Origin of the sequence: Streptomyces sp. NPDC056948, assembly GCF_042674225.1 — a bacterium.
Taxonomy (GTDB): domain Bacteria; phylum Actinomycetota; class Actinomycetes; order Streptomycetales; family Streptomycetaceae; genus Streptomyces; species Streptomyces purpurascens.
The window spans coordinates 1-16095 of the sequence record NZ_JBHUQX010000206.1 but is presented as its reverse complement, the minus strand read 5'-3'; the positions used below and the strand labels follow the sequence as shown (position 1 = coordinate 16095).

Genomic DNA, 16095 nt, shown 5'->3' with positions numbered 1-16095 from the left:
GCGCATCCACACGGGCGTGCACTATCCGGGCGATGTGGCCGCCGGCGCGGTCCTCGGCATCGCGAGCGCCGCGGCGGCGCTGGCCGCGGCGGCGGCCACTCCGTCGGCGCGGACCCAGGCGCTTATGACGGCGGCCCGTTCGTGGCCGCGGATCAGCATCGGTTCCGCAGGCCGCTGAAGCCGTCGGCCGGGCGTGAGGCTGCCGCCCCGCGCCCGGCCCCAACGCGACCGACAGGCCCTCAGCCGAAGGCCTTCACCGCCTGGTAGTACGTCCACGCCGTGCTGTCGCAGGCGTTCTTCGTGCCGCCCGTGTAGGCGGCGCAGATCCGCTTGAGGTCCTCGTGGAAGGCGCTGTCGAGACGGGACTTGTCGGCGCTGAACGTGCCTGCGGCCTTGTAGTTGCGGTAGCCGAAGTCGTGGCGGGCGCAGGACATCGAGAACGGGAAGCCGAACGGGTTGTCCGGCGACGAGGAGCAGTAGTCGGTCGACCAGTCGAAGACGTAGGCGGCCCAGGCCGTCTGGTTTGCGCGGGCGGCGGCCCAGGCGTTGTAGCTCGACGCGCTGGTCTGCGTCCAGCTCGCGAGCACCTGGGGCTTGTCGGCGGGGGCGGCACTCGCGAGGGTCGCGGTGCCGACGACGGTGACGAGGGACAGGGTTGAGGCAGCAAGACCGGTGGCGAGTCTGCGGTGCATCCCACACCTCCATGAGGCTGCGGCCCGCCCATCGAGCCACAGGTTCATGACAAGAGCATCGCCACCTCCTGAGGGTGCTCACACCTGACGTGCCCCAATGACCCCTTAATTCTTGGCTATTGAACGAGAACGGCAGCCGACCGGCGTACGTCGACGGCCGTGAGCGCGAGGGCCAGCGGCCCCGGGGCCAGGAAGGCCAGGGGCAGCAGCATCCAGGCGCACAGCGCGGCCGTCGCCACGGCGAGCAGGACCAGCCCGCTGCCGCCCACGTCCGCCACGGCGTCCCGGGCGGCCCCGCGCACCGCCGCGCGCCAGTCGGTGAGCGACTCGGGGCGCCCGCAGGCCCGCAGGCCGACGACCCCCGCGCAGGCGCCGATGACGGCGGCGGCCACCGCGAACAGCGGCGCCCCGGGCAGCCCCGCCCCAGCGAGTGCCAGATCGGCCGCGAGCAGCAGCAGACCCGCCAGCGCGACGCCACCGGCCAGCAGGTCACCGGCCCGGAGCCGCCGCCGCAGCAGGGCGAAGTACCGCCCCGCCGTGACGGGCCGGTCCTGTCCCGCGCCGCGCAGCACGGCACAGGCCGTCGACAGCGCGGCCGGTGCGGTCACCAACGGCAGACAGACCGCCGCCGTGGCGAGGCCGACGCTCAGCACATCGGCGAACAGGGCCATACGCGGCCCGAACACCTCGCCGGACTCACGTGTGCGCATCCCGCTCACCCCTTGACTCCGGAGCTGGCCATGCCCTCCACCAGGAACCGCTGGAAGGCGAGGAAGAACAGCACGATCGGCAGCAGCGCGATCACCGACAACGCGAACATCGGGCCGAACGCGGAGGTGCTGGAGGCATCCACGAAGGAGCGCAGCGCGAGGGTCAGCGTGAACTTGTCCGGGTCGAAGAGGTAGATGAGCTGGGTGAAGAAGTCGTTCCAGGTCCAGATGAAGGTGAAGATGGCGGTGGTGATCAGGGCCGGCCGGGTGAGCGGGAGCACGATCTGGAAGAAGCTGCGGAAGGGCCCGCAGCCGTCGATCCGGGCCGCCTCCTCCAGCTCGCGCGGCAGGCCGCGCATGAACTGCACGATGAGGAAGACGAAGAACGCCTCGGTGGCGAGGAACTTCGGCAGGATCAGCGGCCAGTAGGTGTTCACCAGGCCGAGCTGGTTGAAGATGATGTACTGCGGGATCAGCACCGCATGGTGCGGCAGCATGATCGTGGCGATCATGAAGGCGAACAGCGGTCCGCGGAAGCGGAACCTGAGGCGGGCGAAGGCGTAGGCGGCGAGCGAGCAGCTGATGACGTTGCCGAGGACCGCGCCGCCCGCGATCAGCAGCGAGTTGCCGAGCAGCCGCCAGATGGAGACGTCGTTGACGCCGTCCAGGGCGGTGGAGTAGTTCGACCACTCCAGGTGGCCGGGCAGCAGGTTCAGGCTCGCGATGACCTCGTCGGCGGGCTTGAGCGAGGTGGCCAGCAGCCACGCCAGCGGGTACAGCATGACCAGCAGCGCCGCCAGGCAGCCGAGGTGCACGGCGACACGGCCCCAGCGAACGGGCCTGTGAGTGATGGTCGTAGAGGTCACCGGTCCCCCTCGGAGGCGTAGAAGACCCAGGAGCGCGAGGTGCGGAACAGCACCGCCGTGACGACGCCGATCACGACGAGCAGCACCCAGGCCATGGCGGAGGCGTAGCCCATGTGGGAGGCGACGAAGCCCCGGTCGTAGAGGTACATGGTGTAGACGAGGGTCGAGTCGGCCGGTCCGCCCTTGCCCGCGCTGATCGCGAAGGCGGGCGTGAACACCTGGAAGGCCTGGATGGTCTGCAGGACCAGGTTGAAGAACAGCACCGGGGACAGCATCGGAACGGTGACCGACAGGAACTGGCGCCACTTGCCCGCCCCGTCCACCGCCGCCGCCTCGTACAGCTCGGCGGGGATCTGCTGGAGCCCGGCGAGGAAGATGACCATCGGCGCGCCGAACTGCCACACCGTCAGCAGCGCGACGGCCAGCAGCGCGAAGCCGGGCTTGTTGACCCAGCCGCCGGTGCCGAGCAGGTTGTCGACCGTGCCGCCGTCGTTGAAGACCGCCCGCCAGACGAGGGCGATGGACATCGACGCCCCGAGCAGCGAGGGCGCGTAGAAGGCGGAGCGGTAGAAGGCCTTGCCGCGCTTCATGCCCTTCAGGGCGAGCGCGACGACGAGGGCGAGCGCGAGTTGCAGGGGCACGGCGATGACGACGTACGTCAGGGTCGTCACGACCGAGCGCCAGTAGCGCGGGTCCTCGGTGAACATCTGCACGTAGTTGCGCAGGCCGACCCACTTCGGCGGGTTGAACAGGTCGTAGTCGGTGAACGAGAGGTACAGCGACACGGCCATCGGCAGCAGCGTCAGGACGGTCGCGCCGAGCACCCACGGGGACAGGAACACCCAGGCGGCGCCCTGGCGTTCGCGCCTGGGGCGGCGCTTCGGGGCGGTGGCGGGGGCGCGCTTCGCCTCCGGGGGGATCGCGGTGGTGGTCATGACCTCAGCTCCGCCTTCGCCTCGGTGACGTAGTTCTCGGCCGCCTCGCGGGGCGACATGCGCGCGTAGGACACCTGGTCGTAGTCGCGCTGGAAGGTGGTCTGCAGGGCGTTGTCGCCCGAGGGCGGGGCCTGGGGCGGGTCCTTGAGCTTTCCGTCGAGGGACGTCTGGAAGTCGGCGATGGTCTTGTCGAAGTCCTTGAGCTGCGGGCCGATTTCGTCGCGGATGGTCTCGTTGACGGGGATGCCGCGGCCGGCGCCGAGGATCTTCGCGGCCTGCCGGTCGTTGATCAGGAAATCGACGAGCCGGGCCGCCTCCTTGGGGTGACCGGTGTTGGCCGAGACGCCGAGGAACATGGACGGCTTGAAGTACTGGCCGGGGGTTCCGTCCTCGCCGGACGGCATGGGAGCGAGGGCGACTCCGCCCTTGACCAGGGCCGTGTAGCCGCTGGACGGGGCGTCCCAGTTGTTGTCTGAGGTCGCCTCGCCGCGCCCGAGCGGGGTGTTCTCCACGGTGCCGTCCAGCTGGGTGGTCTGCTCGGCGGGCGAGACGGCTCCCTCACGCCGGAGCCGGTCCGTGAAGGTCCACCAGCGGGTGAGGTCGTCGGCGGTGAAACCGAGCCCGCCGGCCTCGGTGTAGAGGGACTTGCCCTGTCCCCGCAGCCAGACTTCGAAACCGTCCTCGCTCCAGCCGGGGTCGGTGGCCCCGGGCCTGCCGGTCTTCTTCGCGAGGGCGCGCATGGCGTCGGCCCACTGGCTCCAGGTCCAGCTCTCGCCGGGGAGCGGGACTCCCGACTTCTTCCAGGTCGTGACGTCGTAGACGACGGTCTCGGTGCCGCGGCCCTGCGGGATCGCGTACTGGACGTCGTCCACGCGGCCGGTGCCGAGCAGTCCCTGGTCGATCTCGGAGGTGCGCAGTACGGACTTCTGTTTCGCCAGGTCGAGCAGCACACCGCCGGAGGCGTACTGGTCGATCTGGCGGTAGTCGAGCTGCATCACGTCCGGGGCGTCACCGCCTGCGGCCTGGGTGGCGAGCTTCTGTTTGTAGGCGTCGTAGCCGGAGAACGACGTCGTGACGTCGATGTCCGGGTGCTGTTTCTCGAACAGCGCGACGGCCTGCTCGGTGCGTGCCGCGCGGTCGGGGTTGCCCCACCACGTGTAGCGCAGCACGACCTTGCCACCGCCGGCGGATTCCCCGGATCCTCCGCAGCCTGCCAGCACGGCGCACAGTGCCAGTGCGACAGCCGACGCGCAGAACCCCTTTGTCCTGTGTCCGGGCATGCCGAGGTCACCTCTCCTTTCCTCGGACTTCCTGTCGGCCCCCCTCGGCCTGTTGCCCCCCCCTCGACCCCTTGCTCGGTTACTCGCCCTGGTAGGGCAGCGTCGTCCCGGGCAGGTTGTACTCGTCCCGGCGGCCGCACATGCCGAAGCCGCCGAGCCGGGTGGGCGCGGCCTCGTGGGCGGTGGCCTCGCCGAGATGGACGGGCTCCCCCGCCTCCAGCGCGTCGAGCTGGGCGCCGGTGCGTTCGGCGGTGGCCAGCGCACCCGCCCGCCACAGCTCGCGCCAGGTGGGCACCTTGTTGCGCACGATCCTCGCGGCGGCCCGCTGGAATTCCAGGTACGGGCCGTTGTCGCCGGCTTCGAGGGCCTCGCGCAGGACGAGGTAGCCCTCGACGGCGAGGTCCCTGCGGCGCCGGGCGGCCGCCGCCGTCTCCGGTCCGGTGCCGGGCGGCAGCTTCGCGGCGGCGGCGTACTTCCCGGGGTCGGCGAGCACCTCGGGCGGGAAGGTGAACACGGCGTCACCGGCCTCGGGCAGGCCGCTGTTCTGCATCAGCACGGTGATGCGCAGGTCGCCGCCCTGCACCATGCGGTGCACGGTGCCCGGTGTGAACCAGGCGATGGAGCCGGCCGCGAGGGGGATGTCCCGGTAGCCGTCGGGGCTCAGCGTCTGGACCGCGCCCCGGCCGGCGGTGACGACGTACGCCTCGGTGCACACCAGGTGCAGATGCGGGCTGCCGCCGCAGACGCCGTCGGCGGCCTCCCAGTCGTAGGCGCTCAGATGGGACAGGCCGATCGCGCCGGGCAGCGGGTGCGGCAGGGCGGGCTTCGGGTCGCTCACCACGGCAGGCTCTCCATGTGGGTGCCGACCCGGTCGCGGTCCCAGGCGCCGTCGGCGACGACGAGCCGGTAGCGGAAGGCGAAGGACTCGCCCGGCGGGAGTGCGAACTCCTCGAAGAACGCCCAGGAGAAGGCGACCGTCGGGAAGGGCTCGGCGCGGACGAACCAATGCGACTCGTGGATCGCGGACGCCTCGTCGAGGTTCTCGGGCGCGTGCGCGAAGACGAGTGTGGAGTGGCCGTCGACGTCGTCGTGCTCGGTGGTGAAGGCGAGCCAGGGGCCCTGGGTACCCATGAGCTTGCCCGCGTCGGCGTCGGTGTCGGGGGCGAAGACCGTGCCGCCGGTGAAGTCGCGCGGGCCGCGCCACTGCAGTCCGGTGTAGCCGGCCATCTCACGGCCCGCGGTGGTCGGGGAGCCGAAGGCCAGGGGCTCGGAACGGAGGTTGGTGAGGCGGATCGACCAGTCCAGGGCCCAGGATCCGGCCTCCTCGTCCACCGAGTGGACGGTCAGCCCCCGTACCTCGCGGGCCCACTCCTCGCCGCCGTTCTCGACCCAGGTGAGGTTCTCGGTGAAGGCGAGCCGGTCGTCCTCGACCGTGAAGTCCGGGAAGCCGTCGTGCCGCATCGAGCCGACGCGCTCGGGCAGGGGCAGATAGCCCTGGCCGTGGACATAGCAGTTGCCGCCCCAGAAGTTCTGGCCGGACAGATGGCTCGAGGTCATCTGCAGGCCCTTGTGCCAGCGGTGGTCGTTCGGGCGGTAGCCGGTGACCGTGCGGCCGGAGAGGGTGCGCACGGGGTGCGCGTACGGCTTGCGGGACTCGAAGGGATCCGGGTCGGGGCGGTAGACGTAGCGGAGGATCTCCGTGCCGCCTGCCGTGACGGCGATGTCCTCGCCGTGCGTGTGGGTGACTCGGATGCTCATGCGCGCTCCTTGGGGGCCCAGTCGGGGTACTCGCCGTGCATGGCCTCGTAGAAGGGGTCGCCGGGGCCGATCTCCCCCGCGTGCACCGAGCGGCCGGTGAACGCCGCCTTGTACAGGGCGGCGGCGAACTCGAGGGTGGCGCGGGCGTCCTGGCCGCTGCCCGGTGGCCGGGTGCCGGTGTCGTAGGCGTCGAGGAGCGTGCCGAGCTGGGCCGTGTGCGAACTCGGCACGTCGTTCGCGGGGGTGCGCCAGGCGGTGGCGCGCTCGGAGGCGACGTGCGGGGCCGGGGTGTAGGCCCAGCTCTCGTTGCTGTGGCCGTACAGGTGGGTGAGCTCGACCGTGGCGTCCGCGCAGTCGACGCGGATGCGGCTCACCTCGTCCGGGGACAGCACGCTGTTCACGACGGTCGCGAGGGCGCCGCCACGGAAGCGGACCAGCGCGGTGGAGACGTCCTCGCTCTCGGTGTCGTGGACGAGGCGGGCCGCCATGGCCTGGATCTCCTCCCACTCGCCGAGCAGGTGCAGCAGCAGGTCGTACTGGTGGATGCCGTGACCCATGGTCGGGCCGCCGCCCTCGCTGGCCCACGTGCCGCGCCACGGCACCGCGTAGTACGCGGCGTCCCGGTGCCAGGTGGTCTGGCAGTGCGCGACCAGCGGGGCGCCCAGCTCGCCGCTGGTGATCAGCTCGCGGGCATGCACGGCGCCGGAGCCGTAGCGGTGCTGGAAGACGACCGCCGCGTACGCCCCGGAGGCCTCCTCGGCTGCTGCGATCTCGTCGTACTCGGCGAGTGACAGGGTGAGCGGCTTCTCGCAGAGCACCCAGGCGCCCGCCTTGAGCGCGGCCACCGTCTGCTCCCGGTGCAGGGAGGGCGGTGTCCCTATCAGGACCAGGTCGGGGCGTACGGCGTCCAGCATCGCGTCCACCGAGGTGTACCCGGCGACCTGGTCGCCGGCCAGCTCGCGGAAGGTGTCGAGCCGCTCCTGGTCCACGTCTACGGCGGCGACCAGCTCCACTCTGTCGGAGTGGGCCCGCAGCGCGGGCAGGTGACTGCCGCTGACGATGGCTCCGGTGCCGACGACGGCCACGCGGCGGCGGGTGGGAGACCCTGGGGACACGGACATGCGGCGCTCCTCGGACGACCGGTGGACTCACGCTTGGAAAGCGCTTGCACTCGGAAGGTGACCCTAGGCGCGGGACCATGTCTGGACAACCCCCCTGCGGCGACCTGCACAAGGTCTGCGCGAGCGTTCTCCCAGCTTGGGGCCAGTATTCCGGTTCCCGTCGACCTCACAGAAACGGCATTCCCCCGTCCGACCCCTGGGGTTGACCCCACCATGAACCGGCTGCCAGCCGGAGTGATCGGGAAGCGGCTCGTCCCTACCGTTCTGTCGCACACCGCCCCCCTCGACATGTCCACGCCGGACCGCCGAGGGAGTCGCGACAGAAAGGACAGCCTCGTGCTCCGCTTATCCCGCTGCTCCCCGGGATCCGTGAGAAGGGCCGCCCTGGCCCTGACGACCGCCGCTCTCACCCTCACCGCACTGCCCGCCACGGCGACGGCCCGCCCGGCCGAGGCGGCCCCCGACCCGCTCGCCCGCTACCACCAGCAGCGCCTCGCCTGGAAGAGCTGCGTGCTCGGACCTCAGGACACGGCCGGCAAGGAGCTGCGGCAGGCGGGCGCCCGCTGCGCCGACGTGACGGTGCCGCTGGACTACTCGGACCCCGGCGGCCGTACGATCACCGTCGCGATATCCCGGATCCGCGCCACCGACACCGACCGCCGCGTCGGCCCGCTGCTGCTCAACGGCGGCGGCCCCGGCGGGCCGTCGCTCGGCGACCCGCCGTGGGTGCGCGAGGCCATGAAGGGCGTCGCCGCACGGTACGACGTGGTGGGCGTCGACCCCCGCTTCATCGGCCGCAGCACACCGCTGAACTGCCGCTGGCCGACCGGCTCGGCGTGGCGCGGGGCGGGCGAGGACCGGGCCGGCTTCGACCGTATGACCGCGTTCTCGAAGAACCTCGCCGAGCTCTGCCGCGACAACGCGGGCGATGCCCTGCCCCACGCCACGACCCGCAACACCGCGCGCGACATGGACGTCGTCCGGGCCGCACTGGGCGAGCGGCGGATCTCCTACCTGGGCTACTCGTAAGGCAGCTACCTCGGCGAGGTGTACACCACGATGTTCCCCGGGCGCACCGACCGGGTCGTCCTGGACGGTGTGATCGACCCGGACCGGTACGGGCCGAGGCTGCTGCGGGGCGTCGAGCGGGCCAACCGGCACGCGCTGGAGGGGTGGGCGTCCTGGGCCGCCGCGCGCGAAGGGACCTACGGGCTGGGTCATTCAAGGGGCGAGGTGCTGGCGAACGTGGAGCGCATCCGGAGGGCACCGGCCCGCACACCGCTGCGCCTCGGCGACCACCGGCTGGACGAGCACGTGATGCCCATGGTCGTCTTCAACGGCCTCTCCCAGCACAACGACGCCGCCTACGGTGACTTCGCGCAGGGCGTGCGGGACATGCTGCGGGCGTCGCAGGGGCAGCGGGTGACGCCGTCCCCCTGGCTCGCCGGGGTGCTCGAGTTCACGCTCACGGGCACCGACTCCCCCTACGGCAGCGCGCAGACGGCGATCTTGTGCGGCGACGGCGCCGCGCCTCGTGACCCGGAGGTCTACTGGCGCGACGTCCAGCGCACGCGTGCGCAGGACCCGCTGTTCGCGCCCGTCACGCACAACATCAACCCGTGCGCGTTCTGGGACCGGCCGCGCGAGCGCCCGACCAGGATCCGCGACGACCTGCCCGCCCTCCTCGTCAACGCCACCGGAGACCCGCGCACCGACTACGACGGCGCCGAGGCGGTGCGCGGCATGTGGCCCTCCTCGCGCCTGGTCACGCTGAGCGGGGCCGACCAGCACGCGGTGTACGGCGTCCACGGTGTGCCGTGCGTCGACGACACGGTCAACGCGTACCTCGCGACGGGCCGCCTGCCGGCGAAGGACGTCGACTGCGCCGCGAGGTAGCAGGAGAGAATCTGCTGTTCCGGCGGCGACCAGGGCCGCTCCTGGTCGCCCTAGGCCCGTACCTCGCCCCCCGGCCGGAGCGCGGTGGGGCCGCGGAAGCGGTAGCGGCGTTCGGGGCGGCCCGCCACGCCGTAGCGCAGGGAGACCTCCACGCGGCCGACGGTGTGGAAGTGCTCCAGGTAGCGGCGGGCGCTCACGCGGGAGACGCCGGTCAGGGCGGCGCACTCGCTGGCGGACAGCGTGCCGTCCGCCTCGCGCAGGGCCCGCTCGACCAGCTCGGCGGTCTCCACGCTCATGCCCTTGGGCAGGGCGGCGACGGGCGAGGCCCCTCCGGCGGATCCGGCCAGCACCCGGTCGACGTCGGCCTGGCTGCGCACGACCGTGCCGAGCAGCCGGCCGCGCCGGTCGGCGTAGCGCTCCAGCCGGGCGCGCAGCTCCTCGGACTCGAACGGTTTGAGGAGGTAGTCGACGACCCCGTGCCGGACGGCACCGCGGACCGTCTCGGCCTCCCGGGCGGCGCTGACGACCATGACGTCGCAGTCGTGGCCCGCGGAACGCAGCCGGGGGATCACCTCGAGGCCGAAGATGTCCGGCAGGTGCAGGTCGAGCAGCACGAGGTCGGGGCGCAGCGCGTCGGCGGCGGCGACGGCCTGTGCGCCGGTACCGGCGACGCCGACGACGCGGAAGGGGTCGACCCGCTCGACGAAGGCGCGATGGACCTTGGCCACCATGAAGTCGTCGTCGACCACGAGGACGTCGATCGTGCCGGTGGTGGCGGACGTGCGGGGCTCGCTGGTCATCGGGTCGCTCCTTCCGTGCCGGGGCCGCCCATCATGGCGTCCACCTGCGGTGAGGGAAAGAGATGTGCGGGGTGCGGTCCACGAGGCAGGGGGCGCACACCGCTGTTCCGACGACCGCAAAGACCAAAACCTCCGTTGGTTCCGCAAGAGAGACAGCTCGTCGGCGCCCGGGCAGCATGTGGCCCACATCACCCTCCCCCACAGGGCCTTTACCTACCCGCATCGACGTACCGACAGGTGGTGGCACTCGTGCGCCTGCGCACTCCCCTGGCCCTGCTCGGGGCCGCCGTGCTCGTGCTCGTCGGACCGCCGCTGCTGACCACCGGCAGCGGCACCGAGACCGGCACACAGATCCCGGGCCTGCGTTTCATGGTCCCCAACACGCCCGGCGGCGGCTACGACATCACGGCCCGTACGGCCGCGAAGAACGCCGAGGACGCCGGACTGACCCACAACATCGAGGTGTTCAACCTGCCCGGAGCCGGCGGCACCGTGGGCCTCAGCCGGCTGGTGAGCGAGCAGGGCAACGGCAAGCTCGCCATGTCCATGGGCCTCGGGGTCGTGGGGGCCGTCCGTTCCAACGACGCGCCGAAGACGCTCGGCGACACCACGCCGATCGCCCGGCTCACCGAGGAGCAGGACGTCGTCGTGGTCGCCAAGGACTCCCCGTACAAGACGATCGACGACCTGATCGGCGCCTGGAAAAAGAACCCCGGCAAGCTCCCGGTGGGCGGCGGGTCCTCCCCCGGCGGGCCGGACCACCTCGCGCCGATGCTGATGGCGCGGGCCGCCGGGATCCCGCCGAAGCAGGTGAACTACATCCCCTTCGACGGCGGCGGCGAGCTGCTCGCCTCCATCCTCGGCAACAAGGTCGCCTTCGGTGTCTCCGGTGTCGGCGAGTACCTGGACCAGATCAAGGCGGGCGAGCTGCGCCTCCTCGCGGTCACCGGCCCGAAGCGGGTCGACGGGCTCGACGGGCCGACGCTGAAGGAGGCCGGCTACGACGTGAACTTCACCAACTGGCGCGGCGTCGTCGCCCCGCCCGGCCTCACCGACGGCGAGCGGGCCAAGCTCGTGCGGCTCGTCGAGGAGCTGCACGGCTCCGACGAGTGGCGGAAGTCGATGAAGCAGAACGGCTGGGACGACGCCTTCCTCACCGGTGACAAGTTCGGCGCGTTCCTCGACGCCGAGGACAAGCGCGTGGTTTCGGTGCTGAAGGAGCTGGGACTGTGACGACGCAGACCGACATTCCCCCCGCCGAGACCGGCGGCGAACGGCGCTCGTGGCTGCGCGAGCACTCCGAACTCGGCGTGTGTGTGCTGCTGCTGGCACTGGGCGTGCTCGTCCTGACCGACGCGCTCACCATGGACGTCGACATCGCCCAGCGCGGCCCCGTCGGCCCCAAGACCGTGCCGATCGTGGTCGGCGCGGGGCTGCTGGTGATCGCCGCGCTGCTCGCCGTGGACGTGCTGCGCGGCGGCCGGGGGCAGGCCGAGACCGGTGAGGACGTCGACCTGTCCGAGCCCGCCGACTGGCGCACGGTGCTGCTGCTGGCCGGAGTGTTCCTCGGCGCGGCCGTCCTCATCGAGCCGCTCGGCTTCCCCGTGGCGGGCGCGCTGCTCTTCTGGGGCGCGGCGTTCGCGCTCGGCAGCCGCAGGATCGACCGCGATCCGCTCATCGCGGCCGGGCTGTCCCTCGTCACCTACACCGTGTTCAACAATCTGCTCGGAGTGCCCCTGCCCGGCGGTCCGCTGATGGGAGTGCTGTGACATGGATGCCTTCAACTCCCTTCTGGACGGCTTCGGTACGGCCCTCACGCCGATCAACCTCCTGTGGGCCGTCATCGGTGTGCTGCTCGGCACGGCGATCGGCGTGCTGCCGGGCATCGGCCCGGCGATGGCGGTCGCGCTGCTGCTGCCGGTGACGTACGGGCTCGACCCGATCGGCGCGTTCATCATGTTCGCCGGCATCTACTACGGCGCGATGTTCGGCGGTTCGACCACCTCCATCCTGCTCAACACGCCCGGTGAGAGCGCGGCGGTGGTGGCGGCCATGGAGGGCAACCCCATGGCCAAGTCCGGGCGCGGCGCCCAGGCCCTCGCGGCGGCCGCCGTAGGGCACTTCGCGGGCGGCCTGATCGGCACGCTCCTGCTGGTGGCGCTCGCCCCGACGGTCGCGAAACTGGCCGTGGACATCGGCGCGCCGGACTACTTCGCCATCATGGTGCTGGCGTTCATCGCGGTGACGTCGGTGCTGGGCTCGTCCCGCATCCGCGGCCTCGCCTCCCTGCTCATCGGCCTCACCCTGGGCCTGGTGGGCCTGGACCAGATGACCGGCCAGCAGCGTCTGACGTTCGGCTCGCTCCAACTGGCCGACGGTATCGACGTGGTGATCGTCGCGGTCGGTCTCTTCGCGATCGGCGAGGCCCTGTGGGTCGCCGCCCATCTGCGGCGCGGGGCGCCGGAGCCGATCCCGGTGGGCCGGCCGTGGCTGGGGCGCGAGGACGTGAACCGGACCTGGAAGTCGTGGCTGCGCGGCCCGTTCATCGGCTTCCCGTTCGGCGCGATCCCGGCGGGCGGCGCCGAGATCCCCACCTTCCTGTCGTACGTGACGGAGAAGCGACTGTCCAAGCACAAGGACGAGTGGGGCAAGGGCGCTATCGAGGGCGTCGCGGGACCGGAGTCGGCGGCGTCCGCCTCGGCGGCGGGCACCCTGGTGTCGATGCTGACCCTGGGCCTGCCGACCACGGCGGTCGCGGCGGTCATGCTGGCCGCCTTCCAGCAGTACGGCATCCAGCCCGGACCGCTGCTCTTCGAGCGCGAACCCGACCTGGTGTGGGGCCTGATCGCCTCCCTCTTCGTCGGCATGGTGCTGCTCCTGGCCCTCAACCTGCCGCTGGCGCCGGTGTGGGCGAAGCTGCTGCGCATTCCGCGGCCGTATCTGTACGCGGGGATCATGTTCTTCGCGGCGGTCGGCGCGTACGCGGTCGGCGGCGAGGTGATCGACCTGGTGATCCTGCTGATCATCGGCCTGATCGGCTTCGGCATGCGCCGCTACGGCCTGCCGGTGCTGCCCGCGGTCATCGGCGTCATCCTCGGCCCGAACGCCGAGCAGCAACTGCGACGCGCCCTGCAGATCAGCGACGGAAGCGTCTCCGGCCTGGTCAACACGCCGTTCGCGGTGACCGTATACGCCGTGATCGTGGTGCTGCTGGCCTGGCCGCTGCTGAAGAAGGCGGTGACGCGCAGGCGCGTGGAGGCCTGACGCGCGCGAACCGTGGGGGCGTGGCTCATCCGGGCCACGCCCCCTCGGCCTGTCCTAGGGCACCGCCTCCCGCGTGCCGTCGGGGAACCGGATCTCCACGGACCCGTCGGCGTCGGCCCGGGCCCGGGCCCCAGTGACCGGTACGCGCGGATCGGTGCCGAGCACGACCAGCGTTACCAGGAGGTGGGTGCCACCGGGGTGGGACGGCAGCGTCAACTGCGGCGTCGCCGAGTGGTGGCCGTATGCGTTGCTGCCCGCCGCCGCTACGACCGTGCCCTCGTCGTCGCTCCAGCCGTGGAGGCCTACGAGCGCACTGGTCAGGCCGTCAGCGCGCCGGGCCAGTGCCCAGCCGGGGCCGGTCCGGGCGGCCGGCGGGGCGGTGTCGTCGGCGACGGCCCAGCCGCCCTCGCGTACCGGCGTGCCCGGGGGCGCGTCGACGCGGTGCACCCGGACCTCCCAGGGGCCGTGCACCACGCTGACCGTCTCGATGCGGTGTCCTTCGCCGCTGCCCGGGAGCAGAGCCCGGTGCCAGGAGGCGGCACGGGCGCCCTCGGCGCCGAGGGGGTGGATACGGCCGCGCGGGGTCGGCGTGCCGTCGGGCGCGAGCAGGGCGATGTGGTTGTCGGGGCCCGTGCGCGATGTCGGAGGGGTCTCGGGGGCCGTGGCGCTGGAGTAGGCGAACCGGGCGTAGTGCGGGCTGTCCTGCGCCTCCGCAGGTGGGGGCGGCAGGCGGTCGCTGCCGTGGTTGACGAGCCGTACGATCCCGTCGGCAGCGGTGGAGTGCAGCAGCCAGCCGGGGCCCGGTAACGCGAGGCGTACGTCGGCCGTCTCGACCGGCCCGGGTTCCTCGGGCGCGGTCCACACGGGGTGGTCGGCGGGCAGGAGCAGGCCCAGGAAGGCCTTGCTCGCCCAGTAGGGGGACGCCGGGCCCGAGTAGCGCTGGATGACAGGCGGGAAGGGCCCGTACCAGCCGAGCGTGAGCAGCCCCTGCTCGTCGGGCACGCCCCGCTCGGCGAAGTGTTTCAGGGCCCCCGAGGCGAGGCGACGGGTGCGGCCGGGCGGCAGCGGAGTCACGTCGGCGAGAACACCCGCCCACAGGGGAGCGGTCGTGGCGAAGCGGTAGGTGAGCGAGCGGCCCTGGTGGACCGGTGCACCGTCCGCGCCGAAGAAGTGCTGGTGGTCGTGGAGGAACGACCGCAGGCGTGCCCGGTGGGCCGCCACCGGTCCCGGGTCGGCGCGCGGTCCGGCGATACGGGCCCAGAGCACCGGATACAGGTGCAGGGCCCAGGCGTTGTAGTAGTCGAACTTGCGGCCGTCGCCGTCGGTGTACCAGCCGTCGCCCCGGTGCCAGTCCTCCAGGCGTGCCAGGCCGGCTTCGATCTCGCGGCGGCTGTGCGGGGCGCCGACGGAGGCGAGGAACTCCTCGGTGATGACCTGGAACAGCCGCCAGTTGGAGTCGTTGACGACCGCTCCGACGAAGCCGCCCAGCCAGTCGGCGATCCGCTGCCGTACGCGGTCGTCGAGCCGGTCCCAGATCCACGGGCGGGTCTCGTGCAGGGCGATCGCGAGGGACGCCGCCTCGACCATGGGCTGGCCCCGGTCCGTGATGGGCGGCCAGCGGTCGGGGCTGCGCGGGTCGGTGCCGGCGGCGAGCCCGGCCGCGTACCGGTCGATGAGTCCTGGCTGCCGTCCGCCCGAGCCGGCGATACGGAAGGCCGCCAGCAGGAAGGAGCGGGCGAAGCCCTCGAGCCCGTCCGACCAGGGGCCGGAGTGGCTGGGCGGTCCGGGGAGCCGGTACTGGGCCAGGCCCGGGGAGGCGTAGGGCAGCAGGGCGTCCAGGAGGCGGTCGGCGATCGCCTCCCAGTGGGCGCGTGTCCAGCCGGTGAGGGGCGAGGTCAGCGGGTCGGGGGGCGGCAGGTGGGGAAGGTTGGGCAGGTGCGTCGGGTCGGGGAGCGACACGTGCGGCGCGCTCATGCGGGTGCGGTTCCTCCGTTGGTCACAGGGCACGCCCGGGCGGGGGCGTGCCGACACTGTCGCGGACGACGATGTGGGTGCCGAGCAGATGGTGGGCCCCGGCGGCGTGCTCGGGGTCGCGCAGGGCGATGCGCACGGCGGCGCGGCCGAGTTCCTCGGCGGGGGTGCGGACGGTGGTGAGCGGCGGGTTGAAGTCCTCGGCGAGCGGGATGTCGTTGTAGCCGACGACCGACACGTCACCGGGGACGCTCAGCCCGGTGTCGGCGATCGCCCGCAGGGCACCGGCGGCGACCATGTCGTCACCGGCGAAGACGGCGGTGAACTCCTTTGTCTGCTTGAGGAGTTCGGTCATCGCACGATGGCCGGCGGCGCGGCCGAGACCGCAGTCGACGACGTGCGCGGCCTCGGGCGGCAGCCCGTGCTCGGCGAGGGCGGACCGGTAGCCGGCGACACGGGCGTCGAGGGCGGTGTTGCCGGGCAGTCCGCCGAGGAAGACGATCCGGCGGTGCCCGGCCGAGAGCAGATGGGCGGTGACGGCGCGGGCCCCGGCCTCGTTGTCGAACTCGACGACGAGCGCGGGGATCTCCGGGTCGGGCGCGGGCCGGCCGCAGAGCACGAGCCGGGCTCCGGAGGAGTCCAGGGCATGGGCGTAGTGGGAGACGCGCTCGCGGTAGGCGTCGTCCTCGACGACCCCGCCGACCAGGATCACCAGCCGGGCGCCCTCCTCCCGCATGAGCTGCACGAACTCCATCTCGCGCTGCGCGTCCCCGCCGGTGGCGCCGACCACGCAGAGCCAGCC

At 72.2% G+C, this 16095-nt stretch carries 14 protein-coding genes and 1 pseudogene; 4 read left to right on the top strand and 11 right to left on the bottom strand.

Going from position 1 to position 16095, the window contains the following annotated elements; translation table 11 throughout:
* Positions 1-239 precede the first annotated feature (239 nt).
* From ACFTZL_RS25325 to ACFTZL_RS25290, 8 genes are all read right to left on the bottom strand, one after another.
* Positions 240-692, bottom strand: a complete 453-nt coding sequence (locus tag ACFTZL_RS25325; protein ID WP_382587031.1) for a phospholipase — start codon at positions 690-692, stop codon at positions 240-242.
* Positions 693-808: 116 nt separating this feature from the next.
* Positions 809-1402 (bottom strand): hypothetical protein, encoded by a 594-nt coding sequence (locus tag ACFTZL_RS25320; protein ID WP_382587029.1) that lies wholly within the window; start codon positions 1400-1402, stop codon positions 809-811.
* A gap of 5 nt (positions 1403-1407) precedes the next feature.
* Positions 1408-2268 (bottom strand): carbohydrate ABC transporter permease, encoded by an 861-nt coding sequence (locus ACFTZL_RS25315; protein WP_382587026.1) that lies wholly within the window; start codon positions 2266-2268, stop codon positions 1408-1410.
* Entirely contained in the window at positions 2265-3203 is a 939-nt protein-coding gene (locus ACFTZL_RS25310) for a carbohydrate ABC transporter permease (protein ID WP_382587023.1), read from the bottom strand. The genes ACFTZL_RS25315 and ACFTZL_RS25310 overlap by 4 nt, the downstream gene beginning before the upstream one ends.
* The gene (locus ACFTZL_RS25305; protein ID WP_382587020.1) at positions 3200-4483 is read right to left on the bottom strand and encodes an ABC transporter substrate-binding protein; all 1284 of its coding nucleotides are present in this window, start codon (positions 4481-4483) and stop codon (positions 3200-3202) included. The genes ACFTZL_RS25310 and ACFTZL_RS25305 overlap by 4 nt, the downstream gene beginning before the upstream one ends.
* 79 nt (positions 4484-4562) lie before the next feature.
* Positions 4563-5324 (bottom strand): cupin, encoded by a 762-nt coding sequence (locus tag ACFTZL_RS25300; RefSeq protein WP_382587017.1) that lies wholly within the window; start codon positions 5322-5324, stop codon positions 4563-4565.
* Positions 5318-6241, bottom strand: a complete 924-nt coding sequence (locus ACFTZL_RS25295) for a PmoA family protein (RefSeq protein ID WP_382587015.1) — start codon at positions 6239-6241, stop codon at positions 5318-5320. The genes ACFTZL_RS25300 and ACFTZL_RS25295 overlap by 7 nt, the downstream gene beginning before the upstream one ends.
* Positions 6238-7362 carry a Gfo/Idh/MocA family protein gene (locus ACFTZL_RS25290; protein WP_382587012.1) on the bottom strand — a complete coding sequence of 375 codons (1125 nt, stop codon included), beginning with the start codon at positions 7360-7362 and terminating at the stop codon, positions 6238-6240. Before ACFTZL_RS25290 ends, ACFTZL_RS25295 begins: the two co-directional genes overlap by 4 nt.
* Positions 7363-7650: 288 nt before the next feature.
* On the opposite strand from ACFTZL_RS25290, the pseudogene ACFTZL_RS25285 reads away from it, so the two are divergent.
* Positions 7651-9258 (top strand): annotated as a pseudogene (locus ACFTZL_RS25285) (alpha/beta hydrolase).
* A 50-nt stretch (positions 9259-9308) separates the two neighbouring features.
* Here the strand turns inward: ACFTZL_RS25285 and ACFTZL_RS25280 are convergent.
* Positions 9309-10058, bottom strand: a complete 750-nt coding sequence (locus ACFTZL_RS25280) for a response regulator (protein ID WP_382587009.1) — start codon at positions 10056-10058, stop codon at positions 9309-9311.
* Positions 10059-10307: 249 nt separating this feature from the next.
* Between ACFTZL_RS25280 and ACFTZL_RS25275 the strand changes: the two genes are divergently transcribed.
* Genes ACFTZL_RS25275 through ACFTZL_RS25265 form a run of 3 tightly spaced genes read left to right on the top strand, consistent with a single transcriptional unit; the run spans position 10308 to position 13322 of the window.
* Positions 10308-11291, top strand: coding sequence for a Bug family tripartite tricarboxylate transporter substrate binding protein (locus ACFTZL_RS25275; protein WP_382587034.1), 984 nt, complete (start codon positions 10308-10310; stop codon positions 11289-11291).
* Positions 11288-11827, top strand: a complete 540-nt coding sequence (locus ACFTZL_RS25270; RefSeq protein WP_382587006.1) for a tripartite tricarboxylate transporter TctB family protein — start codon at positions 11288-11290, stop codon at positions 11825-11827. Before ACFTZL_RS25275 ends, ACFTZL_RS25270 begins: the two co-directional genes overlap by 4 nt.
* A gap of 1 nt (position 11828) precedes the next feature.
* Positions 11829-13322, top strand: a complete 1494-nt coding sequence (locus tag ACFTZL_RS25265) for a tripartite tricarboxylate transporter permease (protein WP_382587003.1) — start codon at positions 11829-11831, stop codon at positions 13320-13322.
* Positions 13323-13376: 54 nt separating this feature from the next.
* Here the strand turns inward: ACFTZL_RS25265 and ACFTZL_RS25260 are convergent, their stop codons facing one another.
* Both ACFTZL_RS25260 and ACFTZL_RS25255 read right to left on the bottom strand, forming a co-directional pair.
* Entirely contained in the window at positions 13377-15296 is a 1920-nt protein-coding gene (locus ACFTZL_RS25260) for a DUF2264 domain-containing protein (RefSeq protein WP_382587000.1), read from the bottom strand.
* Positions 15297-15318: 22 nt separating this feature from the next.
* Positions 15319-16095: LacI family DNA-binding transcriptional regulator (locus ACFTZL_RS25255; RefSeq protein ID WP_382586997.1), on the bottom strand; the 777-nt coding region annotated here is incomplete at its 5' end.

Excerpts from the sequence above, each read along its gene's own strand:
- ACFTZL_RS25290 (WP_382587012.1), bottom strand. The coding sequence starts at position 7,362 with ATGTCCGTGTCCCCAGGGTCTCCCACCCGCCGCCGCGTGGCCGTCGTC.
- ACFTZL_RS25305 (WP_382587020.1), bottom strand. The coding sequence starts at position 4,483 with ATGCCCGGACACAGGACAAAGGGGTTCTGCGCGTCGGCTGTCGCACTG.
- ACFTZL_RS25310 (WP_382587023.1), bottom strand. The coding sequence starts at position 3,203 with ATGACCACCACCGCGATCCCCCCGGAGGCGAAGCGCGCCCCCGCCACC.
- ACFTZL_RS25295 (WP_382587015.1), bottom strand. The coding sequence starts at position 6,241 with ATGAGCATCCGAGTCACCCACACGCACGGCGAGGACATCGCCGTCACG.
- ACFTZL_RS25280 (WP_382587009.1), bottom strand. The coding sequence starts at position 10,058 with ATGACCAGCGAGCCCCGCACGTCCGCCACCACCGGCACGATCGACGTC.
- ACFTZL_RS25260 (WP_382587000.1), bottom strand. The coding sequence starts at position 15,296 with ATGAGCGCGCCGCACGTGTCGCTCCCCGACCCGACGCACCTGCCCAAC.
- ACFTZL_RS25325 (WP_382587031.1), bottom strand. The coding sequence starts at position 692 with ATGCACCGCAGACTCGCCACCGGTCTTGCTGCCTCAACCCTGTCCCTC.
- ACFTZL_RS25320 (WP_382587029.1), bottom strand. The coding sequence starts at position 1,402 with ATGCGCACACGTGAGTCCGGCGAGGTGTTCGGGCCGCGTATGGCCCTG.
- ACFTZL_RS25265 (WP_382587003.1), top strand. The coding sequence starts at position 11,829 with ATGGATGCCTTCAACTCCCTTCTGGACGGCTTCGGTACGGCCCTCACG.